This is a genomic window from Streptomyces sp. NPDC025651 (genome assembly GCF_055558735.1).
Genome location: NZ_JBVHLZ010000001.1, coordinates 1,358,411 through 1,375,682, shown reverse-complemented (window position 1 = coordinate 1,375,682; position 17,272 = coordinate 1,358,411). Strand labels below are relative to the sequence as shown.

The window sequence follows — 17,272 nt, the reverse complement described above, 5'->3', positions numbered from 1 at the left end:
CCCCGTCGACGTACGACCAAAGAGCCTCAGCTCTTGTCGACGGACTTGGCCTCGTCCTTCGCCTCGTCCTTCGCCTTGCTCTCCGTGCCGTCCTCCGAGGACTCACCCTCAGCCTTCGAAGCCCCCTCCGAGGAACCGTCACCGCCAGAGGCACCGGCAACCGCCGCCGGTTCCACGACTTCCTCCCGGCCGGGCCGGATCTTCGCCGACACCACGAGGTACACCACGGCCAGCACGAAGACGACGATCGCGGTCCAGACGTTGAGGCGCAGGCCCAGGACATGGTGGGCGTCGTCCACCCGCATGTACTCGATCCAGCCGCGCCCTGCGCAGTACGAGGCGACGTACAGCGCGAACGCCCGCCCGTGCCCGAGCTTGAAGCGGCGGTCGGCCCAGATGACCAGGACGGCGACGCCGATGCACCACAGGGACTCGTACAGGAAGGTCGGGTGGTACGTGCCGGGAACCCGGCCGTCCTCCGCCGAAGTGATCTTCAGCGCCCAGGGCAGATCCGTGGGCTTGCCGTACAGCTCCTGGTTGAACCAGTTGCCCCAGCGGCCGATGGCCTGCGCGAGGGCGATGCCGGGAGCCAGCGCGTCGGCCCAGGCCGGCAGCGGAATGCCGCGGCGGCGACAGCCGATCCACGCGCCGACCGCGCCGAGCGCGATCGCGCCCCAGATGCCGAGGCCGCCCTCCCAGATCTTGAAGGCGTCGACCCAGTCACGGCCCTCGCTGAAGTACAGCTGGTAGTCCGTGATCACGTGGTAGAGACGCCCGCCGACGAGGCCGAACGGCACGGCCCACACGGCGATGTCGGCCACGGTGCCGGACTGGCCCCCGCGGGCGACCCACCGCTTGTTGCCGAGCCAGACGGCCACGAAGACGCCGATGATGATGCAGAACGCGTAGCCGCGCAGCGGAATGGGGCCGAGTTCGACCACACCGCGCGACGGACTGGGAATGAAGGCAAGGTCCATGGCAGGTCCGACGCTACCGTGCCGGGCGGCGGGGACGGCAACCAGCCCGGCTACGGCTCCATAACAGGCGCACCGGCCCCAGCCGCTAGCCCTTGTTCGCGTCCTCCACCATCTTCTTCAGCTTCTGAGGCGTCAGCGGGTTCTTCTGGTCCCCGAAGATGTTCTTGCCGTCGAGCAGCACGGTGGGCGTGCCCTGCAGCTTCGCGTCCCGGAAGGCCTTGTCGGACTTGCCGACCCAGCTGTCGTGCTTCCCGTCCTCCACGCACTTCTTGAAGGAGTCCGTGACCAGTCCGTCGACCTCGCCCGCGAGCTCGATGAGCCTGCTGTTCTTGGCGTAGGCGTCGTCCGCTTCCTCGGGCTGGTTCTTGAAGAGCACGTCGTGGTACGGCGGGTACTTGCCGACGTCCTGGGCGCAGGCCGCGGCGTTGGCCGCGCGCAGGGAGCCCTCGCCGCGGAGGTTGTTGTCGATGAGCGTCGCCAAGTGGTACTCGACCTTCAGCTGGCCCTTGTCGGCCAGTTCATTGATCGTCGAGCGGTAGGCGTCCTCGAACTGCTTGCAGGCGGGGCAGCGGAAGTCCTCCCAGATGGTGAGGGTCGACTTGGCGCTGTCCTTGCCGAGGGGGATCGACAGCTGGTCCTTGCCGTTCGCCCCCTTGGGGACGACGACCGGGCCCGATGTGTCGCTCTTGTCGTCTCCGGAGTTGGAGGCGAGCAGGCCCACCACTGTGGCCAGACCCAGAACTCCTACCACTGCGGCGCCGACGATCAGCGCCCGGCGCTGCTTGTCCCGGCTCTTCTGCCGCTCTCGCTCTTCCGCCAGCCGCTCGCGGGCCGCACGCTTTCCCTCACGGTTCTTCTCGCTCACACCCCGCCAACGAACCGGGGAGGCACGAGCGTGCCTCCCCGGTCCCAGGTCCACCCGTATGGGTTAGGCCTTGCCGCGTACGCCGTCCGCGAGCTCACCCGCGAGGGCGCGGACGGCGGCCAGTCCCGCCGCCTCGTCCGGGGCGTCGAGCATCCGCTGCACGAAGGCCGAGCCGACGATCACGCCGTCGGCGAAGCCCGCGACCTCCGCGGCCTGCCGGGCGTTGGAGACGCCGAGCCCGACGCAGACCGGCAGGTCGGTGGTGGCCTTGGTGCGCCGCACCAGCTCCTGCGCCTGCTCGCCCACCGAGGCACGGGTGCCGGTGACACCCATCAGGGAGGCCGCGTAGACGAAGCCGGAACCCGCCGCCGTGATCGTGGCGAGCCGCTCGTCCTTGCTGCTCGGCGCGACGACGAAGACCGTCGCCAGGCCGTGCTTCTCGGCGTGCTCCCTCCACAGCGCCGACTCCTGCACGGGCAGGTCGGGCAGGATGCAGCCGGCGCCGCCCGCCTCGGCGAGCTCGGCGGTGAAGCGCTCGACGCCGTAGCGGTCGATGGGGTTCCAGTACGTCATGACGAGCACCGGCCTGCCGGTCGCCTCGAAGGCCTCGCGGACCGTGCGCATCACGTCGCGGATCTTGAGGCCGCCGCGCAGCGCGATGTCGTCGGCGGTCTGGATGACCGGGCCGTCCAGGACCGGGTCGGAGTGGGGCAGGCCCACCTCGACCACGTCGGCGCCGCCCTCGAAGGCGGCCTTGACCGCCTCGACGCCGCCGTCGACCGTCGGGAAACCGGCGGGCAGATAGGCGATGAGGGCGGAACGGCCCTCGGCCTTCGCGGCCTTGAGGGTGTCGCTCAACAGCTGGATGTTGCCGCTCACTTGGCGTCCCCCTCGATCTCCGCACCGGTGGCGGACGCGTCCGCGTCGACGGTGGCGTCCGTGTCGTACAGGCCGAAGTAACGGGCGGCCGTGTCCATGTCCTTGTCGCCGCGCCCGGAGAGGTTGACGACGATCAGCCCGTCCTTGCCGAGCTCCTTGCCGACCTCCAGGGCACCGGCGAGCGCGTGGGCGCTCTCGATGGCCGGGATGATGCCCTCGGTCCTGGACAGGAGCCGCAGGGCCTGCATCGCCGCGTCGTCGGTGACGGCGCGGTACTCGCCGCGGCCGCTGTCCTTGAGGTAGGCGTGCTCGGGGCCGATGCCGGGGTAGTCGAGTCCGGCCGAGATCGAGTAGGGCTCGGTGATCTGGCCCTCCTCGTCCTGGAGGACGTAGCTGCGGGAGCCGTGCAGGATGCCCGGCTCGCCCGCCGTCAGCGTGGCCGCGTGCTCGCCGGTCTCGACGCCGTGCCCCGCGGGCTCGCAGCCGATGAGGCGTACGTCCGTGTCCGGGATGAAGGCGTGGAAGAGGCCGATGGCGTTGGAGCCGCCGCCCACGCAGGCGATCGCGGCGTCGGGCAGGCGTCCGGCGCGCTCCAGGATCTGGCGCCGGGCCTCGACGCCGATGACGCGGTGGAAGTCGCGGACCATGGCCGGGAAGGGGTGCGGTCCCGCGACGGTGCCGAAGAGGTAGTGCGTGCGGTCCACGTTGGCGACCCAGTCGCGGAACGCCTCGTTGATCGCGTCCTTGAGGGTGCGGCTGCCCGACTTCACGGCGACGACCTCGGCGCCCAGCATGCGCATCCGGGCCACGTTCAGGGCCTGGCGCTGGGTGTCGATCTCGCCCATGTAGATGGTGCATTCGAGCCCGAAGAGCGCACAGGCGGTGGCCGTGGCGACGCCGTGCTGGCCCGCGCCGGTCTCGGCGATGACGCGGGTCTTGCCCATGCGCTTGGTGAGCAGGGCCTGGCCGAGCACGTTGTTGATCTTGTGCGAGCCGGTGTGGTTCAGGTCCTCGCGCTTGAGGAAGACGCGGGCGCCACCCGCTTCCGCGGCGAAACGGGGGACTTCGGTGAGGCTGCTGGGACGGCCTGTGTAGTTGACGAGCAGGTCGTCCAGCTCGGCGGCGAAGGCGGGGTCGCTCTTCGCCTTGTCGTACTCGACGGCGACCTCGTCCACGGCGGCGACCAGGGCCTCCGGGATGAACTTGCCGCCGAATGCGCCGAAGTAGCCTTCGGCGCTGGGGGTTTGACCCTCCGGGTCCGGGATGAAGTACTCGCTGGGCATGCGGAAACCTCGCTGATGCTTGGCGTTGGCGTGTGCATTTCGGCATGAGTACGCCTTGGCGCCGTTGCTGGTCACGGGTCCCTTGCGACTGCAGCTCGTGGTGGGCTGATCGCGCAGTTCCCCGCGCCCCTGACGGGGCGCTTCACTCAGCTCGGACGGCGCTCAAGGCGCCGTCGCCATCGCATCCCAGGAATCTGGCCCGGTTCCGAACCGATGTGGTACCGCACGCGCCTGCCCCGCACACGGCGTGCGGGGGCCCGGCAGCCGCGGGGGCGGCAGCCGGGGGCGAGGCGGGCGGCAAGGGACATCGGGAAGGTCAGCCCCGTCCGTGGCGCAGCGCCGGGTGCGCGCCCGCGGCGACGAGGTCGGAGACCGCGGCCTTCGGGTCGCGGCCGGTGACCAGGGACTCGCCCACGAGCACCGCGTCGGCGCCCGCGTTGGCGAAGGCGATCAGGTCGTGCGGCCCGCGCACACCGGACTCGGCGATCTTGACGACGCCGTCCGGCAGCTCGGGCGCGATGCGCTCGAAGGTGGAGCGGTCGACCTTGAGGGTCTTGAGGTCGCGGTTGTTGACGCCGATGACACGGGCGCCCGCGTCGACGGCGCGCTCGGCCTCGTCCTCGTCGTGCACCTCGACGATCGGCGTGAGGCCGATCGATTCGGCACGCTCGATGAGGGACTCCAGGGCGGGCTGCTCCAGGGCGGCCACGATCAGCAGCGCGAGGTCGGCGCCGTACGCACGGGCCTCCCACAGCTGGTACGAGGTGACGATGAAGTCCTTGCGGAGCACCGGGATGTCGACCTTGGCCCGGACGGCCTCCAGGTCGGCGAGCGAGCCGCCGAAGCGGCGCTCCTCGGTGAGCACGGAGATGACGGCGGCGCCGCCCGCCTCGTAGTCGGCGGCGAGCCCCGCGGGGTCGGCGATCGCGGCGAGCGCGCCCTTGGAGGGGCTGGAGCGCTTGACCTCGCAGATGACCTTGACGCCGTCGCCGCGCAGGGCTGCCGCGCCGTCCTTGGCCGCGGGAGCCTTGGCCGCGCGCTCCTTGAGCTCGTCGAGGCTGACGCGCGCCTGCCGCTCCGCGAGGTCGGCACGGACTCCGTCGATGATCTCGTCGAGCACACTCACGCGAGCGGCCCCCTTCCCTGACGGTTGAAGCTGACGTTCAAGCTGGTCACTGCGATGGTATCCGCAGGAGGGCGAAGGCCCCGCATCCGGTTGACGCCCGTCCCACGACCTGGACATTCACCGGCCCCGTGGCCTGCGCGTTCAAGGGTGCAGCCAGGATCCGAACGGCAGGTTGCGCACGAGGGTGAAGACCGCGACCAGGGCGCCGAAACCCCACAGCTGCACCGGCCCCAACGCGATTCGCAGGGGCCGCCCGCGCACCGCCTTGACCACCCATACGGTCCACACCACGGCGAAGACGCCGTACCCGACGACGGCGAGCGCGTTGGCCCCGAGGGCCGCCGCGATGTCGCCGTGGACGAAGGCGTGGGCGCTGCGCAGGCCGCCGCAGCCGGGGCAGTAGATGCCGGTGAGGCGCAGCAGGGGGCAGGCCGGGTAGTGACCGGGTTCGTTGGGGTCGACCACGCCGACGTACGCGAAGGCGCCCGCGACCGCGGCGAGCAGCCCGGCGGGCACGAGCAGGCGGGTCAGGACGGCGGGCGCGGCGCGCTCGGTTTCGGCGGTCACCCGTGCATTCTGCCCCGCCCCGGGACCCGCCGCCCGGTGGCTGCGCGCGTCGGGTGCCGGTGACGCGCGAAGAGGCGGCCCCGGCTGCTGCCGGACCGCCTCTTCATGTGCGACGTGCGTACGGCTCGCGTACGACGAAGATCAGCTCTCGGAGCGCGCGACCTGACGCTGCGGGCGCTTGGCCTGGCCGAGGCCCGCCATGCGCATGGCGCCGCCCACGAGGCCACCGATGGCGATGATGGCCATGCCGGCCCAGAACCCGGGCACGTTGGCCATCACCATGAAGGCACCCGCGACGCAGAAACCGATGAAGGCGATGATGACACCGGTCCAGGCGGCCGGGGTGTGTCCGTGGCTGGACATGACTTGCTCCTCGTTGGCTGTGTGCGTGGTGGTGGATGGTACGTCACCGCGCGGGTCGGACGCTCCCGCTCATTGTCCCGTACCCGCGCGTATGCCGTGAGCGCGGGGTCACGCTTCGCGCGTCGCGCCGCTCACCCCCCGCGGGTGGGGTCCTCGCCGCGGTCGAGCGCCTTCCACATCTCCTCGGGCCGCTCCGGGTCGGGGGCGCGGCGGGCCTTGCGGGGCCTGGGCGTGCCGTCGCGCTCGTAGCGCCCGGACATCGCGGGCCACGAGCGGCCGTAGGTGAGCGCGAGCAGCCCCGCGAGCAGGAGCAGCGCGCCCGCGGCGGCCGCGGCGTACGGCCAGCCGGTGTGGGTGAGGTCGCCGATGGTGGCGGCGGCGTCGCCGGAGGCGGTGGCGGCCTTCTCGTCGAGGGCGTCCCTGTCGCCCGCGCCGAGCAGGGCCGCGGCCACGGTGCCCGCGCCGCTGAGCGTGAGGAGCAGGGAGACCAGGACGCGACCGGTGCGGCGGACCGCGAAGACGGCGACGAGCGCGGCGAGGCCCACTATCGCGAGGGCCGCGGGCACGCCCGTGACGTCGCCGCCGTTGGCGGTCAGCGGCAGTTTGCCGCCCGCCACCGACACGGTCCCGTGGGCCCAGGACTGGCGGGACGCGAGCAGCGCGAGGGCCGCGCCGACGGCGCCGAGCAGCAGCGCGGCGGCGATGCTGCGCCTGCTGCCGCGCTGGGCCGGGCTCTCGGACGGGGCCTCGGTACGGGGCGGTGGTACTGCAGAAGTCACCCGTCCACTATCCCTCACGGCCCGAACTGCCGTGCAGCCGGTTCGCCGTGTGGATGGCGCGCAGCACGGCGGCGGCCTTGTTGCGGCACTCGGTGTCCTCGGCGACGGGGTCCGAGTCGGCGACGACCCCGGCCCCGGCCTGCACGTACGCCGTGCCGTCGCGGAGCAGGGCGGTGCGGATGGCGATGGCGGTGTCGGAGTCGCCGGCGAAGTCGAGGTATCCGACGCAGCCGCCGTACAGGCCGCGCCGGGACGGCTCCAGCTCGTCGATGATCTGCATCGCGCGCGGCTTGGGGGCGCCGGAGAGGGTGCCCGCGGGGAAGCAGGCGGTGAGCACGTCGAAGGCGGTGCGGTCCTCGGCGACCTGTCCGGTGACCGTCGAGACGATGTGCATGACGTGGGAGTACTTCTCGATGGACATGAAGTCGACGACCTCGACGGAGCCGGGCTCGCAGACCCGGCCCAGGTCGTTGCGGCCGAGGTCGACGAGCATCAGGTGCTCGGCGCGCTCCTTGGGGTCGGCGAGCAGCTCCTCGGCGAGCGCCTGGTCCTCCTGCGGGGTGGCGCCGCGGTGCCGGGTCCCCGCGATGGGGTGGACCATGGCACGGCCGTCCTCGACCTTGACCAGGGCCTCGGGCGAGGAGCCGACCACGTCGAAGCCGTCGAGGCGGAAGAGGTACATGTACGGCGACGGGTTGGTGGCCCGCAGCACGCGGTAGACGTCCAACGCGCTTGCCGTGCAGGGGGTTTCGAAGCGCTGGGAGGGGACGACCTGGAAGGCCTCGCCGGCCCGGATGCGCTCCTTGATGTCCTCGACGGCCTCCTGGTACTGCTCGCCGCCCCACAGCGCGGTGTACTCGGGGAGCTCGGAGGGCGGGAGCGCGGCCGGGGGCTGGGAGAGGGACCGGGCGAGGTCGCTCTCCATGGCGTCGAGGCGGGCGACCGCGTCGGCGTAGGCCTCGTCGACGCCCGTGTCGAGGTCGTTGTGGTTGATCGCGTTGGCGATCAGCAGGACCGAGCCGTCCCAGTGGTCCAGGACGGCGAGGTCGCTGGTGAGCAGCATGGTCAGCTCGGGGAGCCGCAGGTCGTCCCGCTCCCCCGGGCCGATCTTCTCCAGGCGGCGCACGATGTCGTAGCCGAGGTAGCCGACCATGCCGCCGGTGAAGGGCGGCAGTTGGTCGGCGCTGACCACGTCGCGCGGGGTGTGCAGCATCTCGACGGTGGCGCGCAGCGCGGCGAGCGGGTCGCCCGACGTGGGCACTCCGACGGGCGGGCTGCCCAGCCAGTGGGCCTCGCCGTCGCGGACGGTGAGGGTGGCGGCGCTGCGCACGCCGACGAAGGAGTAGCGGGACCACAGGAACCCGGCGCGGCCGTTCTCCGCGGACTCCAGGAGGAAGGTGCCGGGGCGTTCGGCGGCGAGCTTGCGGTAGAGGCCGACGGGGGTGTCGCCGTCCGCGAGGAGCCTGCGGCTGACGGGGATGACGCGGCGGTCGGCGGCCAGCTTGCGGAAGGTCTCGAGGTCCATGGGAGCCGACCCTACTGAGCGGGCGCCGAGGTGCCGGACACGGGCAGCACGTCGGTGTCGAAGCAGGTGCGCGTGCCCGTGTGGCAGGCCGCGCCGACCTGGTCGACCTGGACGAGGACGGTGTCGGCGTCGCAGTCCAGGGCCACTTCCTTGACGTACTGGAAGTGTCCCGAGGTGTCGCCCTTGACCCAGTACTCCTGGCGGCTGCGCGACCAGTAGGTGCAGCGGCCCGTGGTGAGGGTGCGGTGCAGCGCCTCGTCGTCCATCCAGCCGAGCATCAGCACCTCACCGGTGTCGTACTGCTGGGCGATGGCGGGGACGAGGCCGTCGGCGCTGCGCTTGAGGCGCGCGGCGATCTCCGGGTCGAGGCCGCTGCTGGGCGGGGGAACGCTGCTCATGGGGCCATTGTGCCGCGCTCGCCGGGTCCGGCCGACGGCCGTCCACTGTCCGGACCGGGTGGGCGGTCGTAGGCTGGCGGTATGTCGACCCATGCCAAGCGTGAACGACTTCTCCTCGCCGACCTGTTGGAGGCGCGGGGCCCGGAGGCCCCCACCCTGTGCGAGGGCTGGAAGACCCGTGACCTCGCGGCCCATGTGGTGGTGCGCGAGCGCCGCGCGGACGCCGCGGGCGGAATCCTGATCAAACAGCTCGCCGGGCGTCTGGAGCGGGTGCAGGCCGAGTTCGCCGCGAAGCCGTACGAGGAACTGATCCAGCTGATCAGGACGGGACCGCCGCGCTTCTCGCCCTTCTCCCTCAAGCAGGTCGACGAGCTGTCGAACGCCGTCGAGTTCTACGTCCACACCGAGGACGTGCGCCGCGCGCAGCCCGACTGGGCGCCCCGCGAACTCGACAAGGTCTTCTCGGACACCCTGTGGTCCCGCCTGGAGCGCACGGCCCGCCTGGTGGGCCGCAAGGCTCCGGTGGGCCTGGTGCTGCGCCGCCCGGACGGCCAGACGGCGGTGGCGCACCGGGGCACGCCGGTGGTGACGGTGACCGGCGAGCCCTCGGAGCTGCTGATGTTCGTGTACGGCAGGCAGGAGGTCGCCGACGTCGAGCTCGACGGCGACAAGGACGCGATCGCCACGCTGCACGAGACGAAGCAGCTGGGCCTCTGAGCCGCCCTGCCCGGCCGAACCGCCGTGCTCAGCGCGGGAGTTCGGCCCGGCGCAGCGACCTGGAGCACAGGCCGACGACACCGCCCGCCGCGCTGAGCGCCGCGCTCGCCACGAACACCGGCTCGATGCCCCACGCGCCGATCGCGGCGCCCACCACGGGGTAGCTGAGCGGGGCGACGCCCAGGGTGAACAGGCTGCCCACCGAGGTGACACGGCCCAGGTACGCGGGGTCGCTGACGGTCTGGGCCAGCGCCCCGCACAGGGCGCCGCACAGGCCGAGCAGCAGACCCAGGAGGACGGCGGCCACGACCGCGCCGGCCACCGAGGGCACGAAGCCGAGCGCCGCGAGGGCCGCCGTGCCGGGGAAGGCCACCCAGGACAGCATGGCTCCGGCGCGCGGCACCCGGCCGCGCACGGCGAGCAGCAGCGAGGCGAGCCCCGCCCCGACGCCGAACCCGGCGAGGATCCAGCCCTGCCCCGCCGCACCCCAGCCGCGCTCCTCGGCGAGCAGCACGAGCCCGATGTTGGCGGGCCCCGCGAAGCCCAGCTCGCCGACCGCGATCACGACCATCAGCGGGGCCAGGACGCGGTGGCCGCGGATGTACCGCAGCCCGTCGACCAGCTCGCGCCACGCCGAGGGGCTCTCCCCCGTCGCCGTGTCGTCGCCGGGCAACTCCCTCACCCGTACGGCGAGCAGCAGCACCAGCGACCCGGCGAAGAGCGCCCCGGCGACCCCGAAGGCCGCGGGCGAGCCGCCGGTGGCGACCGCGATGCCGCCCAGCGGGCCGCCCGCCACGGTGGCGACGCGGGCGGCGACCCCGCGCATCCCCTGCACCCGGGCGAGCTGCCCCGGCGCGGTGATGCGCGGCGGCAGGGCCCCGACGCTCGGCATGAACAGCGCGTCCACGGCCCCGAAGACCAGGGCGACGAGGGCGAGGAGCCAGATGCCGGGCGCGGTGACGAGGAGCAGCGCGGCCACGCCCAGGATCACCAGGCAGCGCACGGCGTCGCTGCCGATGACGACGCGGCGCGGCCCGAAGCGGTCGGCGAGGACCCCGCCGCCGAGCATGAGGGCGGCCCGCGGCACGGCACCGACGGCGAGGACGAGCCCGGCCTGGGCGGGGCTTCCGCCGCGGGTCGCGGCCCAGGACAGCGCCACGAAGTAGACGCTGTCGCCGACCATCGAGGCGGTGTAGGCGCTGAGCCAGCGCAGGACGTTGCCGTCGCGGTGGGCGGGGGCCCCGGTGACGGCGGCCGGGGCCATGCCGGTCACAGCGACCGGAAGGGGAAGGAGTGCATGTACAGCAGGACGTTCTCCCGCCCGTCCGTCTCCCCGGCCTCTTCGGCCGCCCTGGCCCGCTCCTCGTACTTACGGACCACGGCGTGCAACTCCTCGGTGAGCGAGGTGAGTTCGGCCGCCGTGTAGCGGGCGAGGAAGTCGGAGTTGTCGGCGGCGGAGCGCCATTCGGGACTCCAGGCCGAGCGGTGGCCCAGCCAGATGTCGAAGAGGTGGGCCTGCTGCTCGTGGAGCGTGCGGGTCACGGCGGCCAGTGCGGCGGCCTTCTCGGGGGTGTCCTCGAAGTCCGCGCTGTGGATCGAGAGCGTCTCCTGCGCGGGCGTCCACCAGCGTTCGCGCCCGTCGCCCCGCTGGGCCTGCGGCGCCTCCTCGATGAGGCCGTGCTCGGCGAGTTTGCGCAGGTGGTAGCTGACGAGGGAGACCGCCTCGTCCACCTCGTCGGCGAGCTGGGACGCGGTGGCGGCGCGGGCGACCTTCAACGCGCCGTAGAGCTTCAGCCGCAGCGGGTGGCCGAAGGCCTTGAGGGTGCCCACGTCGGTGACGCGGCGGCGCTGTTGTCTGCTCATGCCCCTCACCGTAGATACGAAGGGAAAATTGCACAACAAATATTGCACAACTTTCCCTTCGTATCACTGCGCGAAAGGGCCCCGGCCACCCCGCAGGGGCGACCGGGGCCCGGAATCCGCCCGGAGGGCTACCGCACCGGGTGCCCGGCTTCCCGCAGCGTCTCCTTGACCTCGCCGATCCGCAGATCGCCGAAGTGGAAGACCGACGCCGCGAGGACCGCGTCCGCGCCCGCCGCGACGGCCGGCGGGAAGTGCTCCAGCCTGCCCGCGCCGCCGGAGGCGATCACCGGGACCGTGACGTGCCTCCGCACCGCCTCGATCATCTCGATGTCGTAGCCGTCCTTCGTGCCGTCGGCGTCCATCGAGTTCAGCAGGATCTCGCCCGCGCCCAACTCGGCCGCCCGGTGGGCCCATTCGACCGCGTCGATCCCGGCGGACTTCCGGCCGCCGTGGGTCGTCACCTCGAAGGACCCGGACTCGGTCCGCCGCGCGTCCACCGAAAGGACGAGCACCTGGCGCCCGAAGCGCTCCGCGATCTCACGGATCAGGTCGGGGCGCGCGATGGCCGCGGTGTTGACCCCGACCTTGTCCGCGCCCGCGCGCAGCAGCTTGTCGACGTCCTCCGCGGTGCGCACGCCACCGCCCACCGTGAGCGGGATGAAGACCTGCTCGGCGGTGCGGCGGACCACGTCGTACGTCGTCTCGCGGTTGCCGGAGGAGGCCGTGATGTCCAGGAAGGTGAGCTCGTCGGCGCCCTCGGCGTCGTACACCTTCGCCATCTCGACGGGGTCGCCCGCGTCGCGCAGGTTCTGGAAGTTGACTCCCTTGACCACCCGGCCGTTGTCCACGTCCAGGCAGGGGATCACACGGACCGCGAGCGTCATGCGGGGGCTCCTCGGAAGGCTTCCAGTTCCACTTCGACCAGGATGCGCGGGTCGACGAAGCCGGAGACGACCGCCATGGTCGTCACCGGGCGCGCGGCCCCGAAGACCTCCTTGTGCGCCCGGCCCACCTCCTCGGCGTCCCGCGCGTGGGTCAGGAACATCCGGGTGCGGATGACGGACTCGACCCCGAGGCCGAACTCGGCGATCGCGTCCAGGGCGCCCGCCATCGCGACCCGCGCCTGCTCGTAGGGGTCGCCCTCGCCGTACAGGACGTCGCCCTTGAAGGAGGTGGTGCCGCCGACCACGACCCGGTCGCCCGCCTCGACGGCACGGGCGAAGCCGAAGGCCTCCTCCCAGGGGCTCCCGCTCTGCACTCGTCGTACGCCACTCATCGCGCCACGGCCTCCAGCGCTTCCTCCAGCGTGAACGCCTTGGCGTAGAGCGCCTTGCCGACGATCGAGCCCTCGACGCCGAGCGGGACGAGCTCGGCGATGGCGCGCAGGTCGTCCAGCGAGGACACCCCGCCGGACGCCACGACCGGGCGGTCCGTCGCCGCGCAGACGTTCTTCAGGAGCTCCAGGTTCGGGCCCTGCAGCGTGCCGTCCTTGGCGATGTCGGTGACCACGTAGCGCGCGCAGCCCTCGGAGTTGAGGCGCTCCAGGGTCTCGTAGAGGTCGCCGCCGTCGCGGGTCCAGCCGCGGCCGCGCAGGGTCGTGCCGCGGACGTCGAGGCCGACCGCGATCTTGTCGCCGTGCTCGGCGATGACCTTGGCGACCCAGTCGGGGGTCTCCAGGGCGGCCGTGCCGAGGTTGACGCGGGTGCAGCCGGTGGCGAGGGCGGCGGCCAGCGAGGCGTCGTCGCGGATGCCGCCGGAGAGCTCGACCTTGATGTCCATGGCCCTGGTGACCTCGGCGATCAGGTCCCGGTTGTCGCCGGTGCCGAACGCGGCGTCCAGGTCGACCAGGTGCAGCCACTCGGCGCCCGCCCGCTGCCAGGCGAGTGCGGCCTCCAGCGGCGAGCCGTAGGAGGTCTCGGTGCCGGACTCGCCGTGGACGAGGCGCACGGCCTGGCCGTCGCGGACGTCGACGGCGGGAAGGAGTTCGAGGGTGCTCACAGGGTTCCGATCCAGTTGGTGAGGAGCTGGGCGCCGGCGTCGCCGGACTTCTCGGGGTGGAACTGGGTGGCGCTCAGGGCGCCGTTCTCGACGGCCGCCACGAAGGGCTCGCCGTGCGTGGACCAGGTGACGCGCGGGGCGCGCATCGCCGGGTTCGCGACTTCGAGGGACCAGTCGGACACGGCGTAGGAGTGCACGAAGTAGAAGCGGGCGTCGTCGTCCAGGCCCTTGAAGAGCGTGGACCCCGCGGAGGCCTGGACCGTGTTCCAGCCCATGTGCGGGACGATGTCGGCCTTGAGGGGCTCGACCGTGCCGGGCCACTCGTCCAGGCCCTCGGTCTCCTCGCCGTGCTCGATGCCGCGCGCGAAGAGGATCTGCATGCCCACGCAGATGCCCATCACGGGGCGTCCGCCGGACAGGCGGCGGCCCACGATCCAGTCGCCGCGCGCCTCCTTCAGCCCCTTCATACAGGCGGCGAAGGCGCCGACGCCGGGGACGAGGAGGCCGTCGGCGTTCATGGCCTTGTCGTAGTCGCGGGTGATCTCGACGTCGGCTCCCGCGCGCGCGAGGGCGCGCTCGGCGGAGCGGACGTTGCCGAAGCCGTAGTCGAAGACGACGACCTTCTTGGGAGTGCTCATGTCGCGTACGCCTCCCGTCAGTTCCAGTAGTCGAGCCGCAGGATGCCCGCGGCCAGACACATCACGGCACCGATGGAGAGCAGCGTGATCAGGCTCTTCGGCATGCCCTGCTTGACGAAGGAGATGACGCCGCCGATCAGGAAGAGACCGACGACGATCAGGATGGTGTTGAGACCGTTCATGGCTTTACAGCGCACCCTTCGTGGAGGGAAGGATGCCGGCCGCGCGCGGGTCGTGCTCACAGGCGTAGCGCAGGGCGCGGGCCAGGGCCTTGAACTGGCACTCCACGATGTGGTGGGCGTTGCGCCCGTACGGCACGTGGACGTGCAGGGCGATCTGCGCCTGCGCGACGAAGGACTCCAGGATGTGCCGGGTCATCGTCGTGTCGTACTCGGCGCCGATCATGGGCGCCATGTTCTCGGGCTCGGTGTGCACGAGGTAGGGGCGGCCGCTGAGGTCGACGGTCACCTGGGCGAGCGACTCGTCCAGCGGGACCGTGCAGTTGCCGAAGCGGTAGATGCCGACCTTGTCGCCGAGCGCCTGCTTGAACGCGGCGCCGAGGGCGAGCGCGGTGTCCTCGATGGTGTGGTGCGAGTCGATGTGCAGGTCGCCCTCGGTCTTGACCGTGAGGTCGAAGAGGCCGTGGCGGCCGAGCTGGTCGAGCATGTGGTCGTAGAAGCCGACCCCGGTCGACACGTCGACCTTGCCGGTGCCGTCGAGGTCGATCTCGACGACGACGGAGGTCTCCTTGGTGGTCCGCTCGATTCTTCCAACACGCCCAACGCGAGTCATGCGCTCTGCTCCTTCTTCAGTTCGCGTACCGCATCGAGGAACGCGTCGTTTTCGGCGGGGGTTCCCGCGGAGACCCGCAGCCATCCCGGCACTCCGTTGTCCCGGACCAGGACGCCCCGGTCGAGGATCCGCCGCCACACCTCATGGGCGTCGGCGAACCGTCCGAACTGCACGAAGTTGGCGTCGGAGTCGGTCACTTCGTAGCCCATCGCCCGCAACTCGGTGACGAGCCGGTCGCGCTCGGCCTTGAGCTGCTCGACGTACTTCAGGAGCGTGTCGGTGTGCTCCAGGGCGGCGAGCGCGGTGGCCTGCGTGACGGCCGACAGGTGGTACGGCAGGCGCACCAGCTGCACCGCGTCGACGACCGCGGGGTCGGCGGCGAGGTAGCCGAGGCGCAGCCCGGCCGCGCCGAAGGCCTTCGACATGGTGCGCGAGACGACGAGGTTCGGCCGCCCCGCGATCAGCGGGAGCAGCGAGTCGCCGTGGCTGAACTCGACGTACGCCTCGTCGATCACCACCATGGACGGCTTCGCGGCCTGCGCGGCGTCGTACAGCGCGAGGACGGTCTCGGCCGAAACGGCGTTGCCCGTGGGGTTGTTGGGGGTCGTGATGAACACGACGTCCGGCTGGTTCTCCGCGATGGCCTTCGTGGCCGCGTCGACGTCGATCGTGAAGTCGTCGTGGCGCGGGCCCGAGATCCAGGCCGTGCCGGTGCCGCGGGCGATGAGGCCGTGCATCGAGTACGAGGGCTCGAAACCGATGGCCGTACGGCCCGGCCCGCCGAAGGTCTGCAGGAGCTGCTGGATGACCTCGTTCGAGCCGTTGGCCGCCCAGACGTTGGCGAGGGCGACCTCGTGCCCGGAGGTGGAGGTGAGATAGCGCGCGAGCTCGGTGCGCAGCTCGACCGCGTCCCGGTCGGGGTAGCGGTTCAGGTCGCGGGCGGCCTCGCGCACGCGCTCGGCGATGCGGTCGACCAGGGCGTCCGGCAGCGGGTAGGGGTTCTCGTTCGTGTTCAGGCGTACGGGTACGTCGAGCTGGGGCGCGCCGTAGGGGGACTTGCCGCGCAGCTCGTCGCGGACGGGGAGGTCGTCGATCCTGGTCACTTGCTCTCCGGCACCTTCCATCCGAACCTCGCCTTGATCGCCGCGCCGTGCGCCGGCAGGTCCTCGGCCTCGGCGAGCGTGACCACGTGGTGCGCCACGTCGGCCAGGGCCTCGCGGGTGTAGTCGACGATGTGGATGCCGCGCAGGAACGACTGGACGCTCAGCCCCGAGGAGTGGCAGGCGCAGCCGCCGGTCGGCAGGACGTGGTTGGAGCCCGCGCAGTAGTCGCCGAGGGAGACCGGCGCCCAGGGGCCGACGAAGATCGCGCCCGCGTTCTTGACGCGGTCGGCGACGGCGGTGGCGTCCGCGGTCTGGATCTCCAGGTGCTCGGCGCCGTACGCGTCGACGACCCTGAGACCCTCCGCCAGGCCGTCCACCAGGACGATCGCGGACTGGCGGCCGCTGAGCGCGGGGACGATCCGGTCCTCGACGTGCTTGGTGGCGGCGACCTGCGGCTCCAGCTCCGCGGCGACCGCGTCGGCGAGCGCCACGGAGTCGGTGACGAGCACGGCCGCCGCGAGCGGGTCGTGCTCGGCCTGGCTGATCAGGTCGGACGCGACGTGCGCCGGGTCGGCGGTGTCGTCCGCGAGGACCGCGATCTCGGTCGGGCCCGCCTCGGTGTCGATGCCGATGCGCCCGGTGAAGTAGCGCTTGGCGGCCGCGACCCAGATGTTGCCGGGGCCGGTGACCATGTTGGCGGGGACGCAGGACTCGGTGCCGTACGCGAACATGGCGACGGCCTGGGCGCCGCCGACCGCGTACACCTCGTCGATGCCGAGGAGCGCGCAGGCGGCGAGGATCGTCGGGTGCGGAAGCCCGCCGAACTCCTTCTGCGGCGGGGACGCGAGCGCCATGGACTCGACACCGGCCTCCTGCGCCGGGACCGCGTTCATGATCACGGAGGAGGGGTAGACGGAGCGGCCGCCGGGTGCGTAGAGCCCGACGCGCTCGACCGGTACCCACTTCTCGGTGACCTTGCCGCCGGGCACGACCTGGGTGGTGTGCGGGGCGCGGCGCTGCTCGCGGTGGACGAGACGGGCACGCCGGATCGACTCCTCCAGCGCGGCACGGACCTCGGGGTCGAGACCGGCCAGCGCCTCGGTGAGCGCGGCGGCGGGCACGCGCACCCGGTCCAGGCGCACGCCGTCGAACTTCTCCGCGTACTCGATCAGCGCCGCGTCGCCACGATGATGCACGTCCTCGCAGATGGGCCGCACCTTCTCCAGGGCGGCCGCGACGTCGAAGTCGGCACGGGGCAGCAGGGCGCGCAGGGCGGGACCCGACGGAAACTCCGTGAGGGCATCGCCGCGCAGATCGATTCGAGAGATCACATGGCCAATTCTCTCAGACCTTCTTTCGACGCCGGACGCCCGTATCACTGGCTGATATGGAGCCCGGA

22 protein-coding genes are annotated in these 17,272 nt (G+C 72.0%); 1 reads left to right on the top strand and 21 read right to left on the bottom strand.

All coding sequences use genetic code 11. The features are described from left to right. Positions 1–26: 26 nt before the first annotated feature. From lgt to hisI, 11 genes are all read right to left on the bottom strand, one after another. Entirely contained in the window at positions 27–977 is a 951-nt protein-coding gene (gene lgt / locus ACZ4D5_RS06410) for a prolipoprotein diacylglyceryl transferase (protein ID WP_467771172.1), read from the bottom strand. Positions 978–1,062: 85 nt separating this feature from the next. Continuing rightward, positions 1,063–1,842 carry a DsbA family protein gene (locus ACZ4D5_RS06405; protein WP_467771171.1) on the bottom strand — a complete coding sequence of 260 codons (780 nt, stop codon included), beginning with the start codon at positions 1,840–1,842 and terminating at the stop codon, positions 1,063–1,065. A 63-nt stretch (positions 1,843–1,905) separates the two neighbouring features. Then, positions 1,906–2,721: a tryptophan synthase subunit alpha gene (gene trpA / locus ACZ4D5_RS06400; protein WP_467771170.1), complete on the bottom strand. Its 816-nt coding sequence runs from the start codon at positions 2,719–2,721 to the stop codon at positions 1,906–1,908. Further along, on the bottom strand, positions 2,718–4,004 hold the full coding sequence (trpB, locus tag ACZ4D5_RS06395) for a tryptophan synthase subunit beta (protein ID WP_467771169.1): 1,287 nt from the start codon (positions 4,002–4,004) through the stop codon (positions 2,718–2,720). The genes trpA and trpB overlap by 4 nt, the downstream gene beginning before the upstream one ends. Positions 4,005–4,150: 146 nt before the next feature. Continuing rightward, a complete protein-coding gene (trpM, locus tag ACZ4D5_RS06390; RefSeq protein WP_467771168.1) occupies positions 4,151–4,312 on the bottom strand; it encodes a tryptophan biosynthesis modulator TrpM in 162 nt (53 codons plus the stop codon). Positions 4,313–4,320: 8 nt separating this feature from the next. Beyond that, positions 4,321–5,130: an indole-3-glycerol phosphate synthase TrpC gene (gene trpC / locus ACZ4D5_RS06385; RefSeq protein ID WP_467771167.1), complete on the bottom strand. Its 810-nt coding sequence runs from the start codon at positions 5,128–5,130 to the stop codon at positions 4,321–4,323. A 141-nt stretch (positions 5,131–5,271) separates the two neighbouring features. Then, positions 5,272–5,697, bottom strand: a complete 426-nt coding sequence (locus ACZ4D5_RS06380) for a DUF2752 domain-containing protein (protein WP_467771166.1) — start codon at positions 5,695–5,697, stop codon at positions 5,272–5,274. A gap of 141 nt (positions 5,698–5,838) precedes the next feature. Further along, positions 5,839–6,060, bottom strand: a complete 222-nt coding sequence (locus ACZ4D5_RS06375; RefSeq protein ID WP_467771165.1) for an HGxxPAAW family protein — start codon at positions 6,058–6,060, stop codon at positions 5,839–5,841. 131 nt (positions 6,061–6,191) lie between these two features. After that, positions 6,192–6,839: a TIGR02234 family membrane protein gene (locus tag ACZ4D5_RS06370; protein WP_467771164.1), complete on the bottom strand. Its 648-nt coding sequence runs from the start codon at positions 6,837–6,839 to the stop codon at positions 6,192–6,194. A gap of 7 nt (positions 6,840–6,846) precedes the next feature. Continuing rightward, positions 6,847–8,364, bottom strand: a complete 1,518-nt coding sequence (locus tag ACZ4D5_RS06365) for an anthranilate synthase component I (RefSeq protein WP_467771163.1) — start codon at positions 8,362–8,364, stop codon at positions 6,847–6,849. An 11-nt stretch (positions 8,365–8,375) separates the two neighbouring features. After that, a complete protein-coding gene (gene hisI / locus ACZ4D5_RS06360) occupies positions 8,376–8,762 on the bottom strand; it encodes a phosphoribosyl-AMP cyclohydrolase (protein WP_467771162.1) in 387 nt (128 codons plus the stop codon). Between the two features lie 81 nt (positions 8,763–8,843). Between hisI and ACZ4D5_RS06355 the strand changes: the two genes are divergently transcribed. Continuing rightward, on the top strand, positions 8,844–9,479 hold the full coding sequence (locus ACZ4D5_RS06355; RefSeq protein WP_467771161.1) for a TIGR03085 family metal-binding protein: 636 nt from the start codon (positions 8,844–8,846) through the stop codon (positions 9,477–9,479). Between the two features lie 28 nt (positions 9,480–9,507). Here ACZ4D5_RS06355 and ACZ4D5_RS06350 read toward each other — a convergent pair whose 3' ends face one another. The 10 genes from ACZ4D5_RS06350 to hisD form a co-directional block, all read right to left on the bottom strand. Continuing rightward, the gene (locus tag ACZ4D5_RS06350) at positions 9,508–10,743 is read right to left on the bottom strand and encodes an MFS transporter (protein ID WP_467771160.1); all 1,236 of its coding nucleotides are present in this window, start codon (positions 10,741–10,743) and stop codon (positions 9,508–9,510) included. 5 nt (positions 10,744–10,748) lie between these two features. Continuing rightward, a complete protein-coding gene (locus ACZ4D5_RS06345; protein WP_467771159.1) occupies positions 10,749–11,342 on the bottom strand; it encodes a winged helix-turn-helix domain-containing protein in 594 nt (197 codons plus the stop codon). Positions 11,343–11,470: 128 nt separating this feature from the next. Further along, on the bottom strand, positions 11,471–12,226 hold the full coding sequence (gene hisF / locus ACZ4D5_RS06340; RefSeq protein WP_467771158.1) for an imidazole glycerol phosphate synthase subunit HisF: 756 nt from the start codon (positions 12,224–12,226) through the stop codon (positions 11,471–11,473). Beyond that, the gene (locus ACZ4D5_RS06335; protein ID WP_467771157.1) at positions 12,223–12,618 is read right to left on the bottom strand and encodes a RidA family protein; all 396 of its coding nucleotides are present in this window, start codon (positions 12,616–12,618) and stop codon (positions 12,223–12,225) included. The genes hisF and ACZ4D5_RS06335 overlap by 4 nt, the downstream gene beginning before the upstream one ends. Beyond that, a complete protein-coding gene (priA, locus tag ACZ4D5_RS06330; RefSeq protein ID WP_467771156.1) occupies positions 12,615–13,340 on the bottom strand; it encodes a bifunctional 1-(5-phosphoribosyl)-5-((5-phosphoribosylamino)methylideneamino)imidazole-4-carboxamide isomerase/phosphoribosylanthranilate isomerase PriA in 726 nt (241 codons plus the stop codon). The genes ACZ4D5_RS06335 and priA overlap by 4 nt, the downstream gene beginning before the upstream one ends. Next, positions 13,337–13,978: an imidazole glycerol phosphate synthase subunit HisH gene (gene hisH, locus ACZ4D5_RS06325; protein ID WP_467771155.1), complete on the bottom strand. Its 642-nt coding sequence runs from the start codon at positions 13,976–13,978 to the stop codon at positions 13,337–13,339. Before hisH ends, priA begins: the two co-directional genes overlap by 4 nt. Before the next feature lie 17 nt (positions 13,979–13,995). Beyond that, positions 13,996–14,160 carry a hypothetical protein gene (locus ACZ4D5_RS06320; protein WP_055699920.1) on the bottom strand — a complete coding sequence of 55 codons (165 nt, stop codon included), beginning with the start codon at positions 14,158–14,160 and terminating at the stop codon, positions 13,996–13,998. A gap of 4 nt (positions 14,161–14,164) precedes the next feature. Next, positions 14,165–14,770, bottom strand: coding sequence for an imidazoleglycerol-phosphate dehydratase HisB (hisB, locus tag ACZ4D5_RS06315; RefSeq protein ID WP_467771154.1), 606 nt, complete (start codon positions 14,768–14,770; stop codon positions 14,165–14,167). Next, a complete protein-coding gene (locus ACZ4D5_RS06310; protein WP_467771153.1) occupies positions 14,767–15,894 on the bottom strand; it encodes a histidinol-phosphate transaminase in 1,128 nt (375 codons plus the stop codon). Before ACZ4D5_RS06310 ends, hisB begins: the two co-directional genes overlap by 4 nt. Next, positions 15,870–17,204 carry a histidinol dehydrogenase gene (hisD, locus tag ACZ4D5_RS06305; protein ID WP_467771152.1) on the bottom strand — a complete coding sequence of 445 codons (1,335 nt, stop codon included), beginning with the start codon at positions 17,202–17,204 and terminating at the stop codon, positions 15,870–15,872. Before hisD ends, ACZ4D5_RS06310 begins: the two co-directional genes overlap by 25 nt. Between the last annotated feature and the right edge of the window lie 68 nt (positions 17,205–17,272).

Coding starts and splice junctions, on each gene's coding strand:
- ACZ4D5_RS06335 (WP_467771157.1), bottom strand. CDS start 12,618: ATGAGTGGCGTACGACGAGTGCAGAGCGGGAGCCCCTGGGAGGAGGCC.
- ACZ4D5_RS06345 (WP_467771159.1), bottom strand. CDS start 11,342: ATGAGCAGACAACAGCGCCGCCGCGTCACCGACGTGGGCACCCTCAAG.
- hisH (WP_467771155.1), bottom strand. CDS start 13,978: ATGAGCACTCCCAAGAAGGTCGTCGTCTTCGACTACGGCTTCGGCAAC.
- ACZ4D5_RS06355 (WP_467771161.1), top strand. CDS start 8,844: ATGTCGACCCATGCCAAGCGTGAACGACTTCTCCTCGCCGACCTGTTG.
- trpM (WP_467771168.1), bottom strand. CDS start 4,312: ATGTCCCTTGCCGCCCGCCTCGCCCCCGGCTGCCGCCCCCGCGGCTGC.
- lgt (WP_467771172.1), bottom strand. CDS start 977: ATGGACCTTGCCTTCATTCCCAGTCCGTCGCGCGGTGTGGTCGAACTC.
- ACZ4D5_RS06320 (WP_055699920.1), bottom strand. CDS start 14,160: ATGAACGGTCTCAACACCATCCTGATCGTCGTCGGTCTCTTCCTGATC.
- ACZ4D5_RS06310 (WP_467771153.1), bottom strand. CDS start 15,894: ATGGAAGGTGCCGGAGAGCAAGTGACCAGGATCGACGACCTCCCCGTC.
- ACZ4D5_RS06375 (WP_467771165.1), bottom strand. CDS start 6,060: ATGTCCAGCCACGGACACACCCCGGCCGCCTGGACCGGTGTCATCATC.
- hisI (WP_467771162.1), bottom strand. CDS start 8,762: ATGAGCAGCGTTCCCCCGCCCAGCAGCGGCCTCGACCCGGAGATCGCC.
- hisF (WP_467771158.1), bottom strand. CDS start 12,226: ATGACGCTCGCGGTCCGTGTGATCCCCTGCCTGGACGTGGACAACGGC.
- ACZ4D5_RS06350 (WP_467771160.1), bottom strand. CDS start 10,743: ATGGCCCCGGCCGCCGTCACCGGGGCCCCCGCCCACCGCGACGGCAAC.
- hisB (WP_467771154.1), bottom strand. CDS start 14,770: ATGACTCGCGTTGGGCGTGTTGGAAGAATCGAGCGGACCACCAAGGAG.
- trpB (WP_467771169.1), bottom strand. CDS start 4,004: ATGCCCAGCGAGTACTTCATCCCGGACCCGGAGGGTCAAACCCCCAGC.
- ACZ4D5_RS06365 (WP_467771163.1), bottom strand. CDS start 8,364: ATGGACCTCGAGACCTTCCGCAAGCTGGCCGCCGACCGCCGCGTCATC.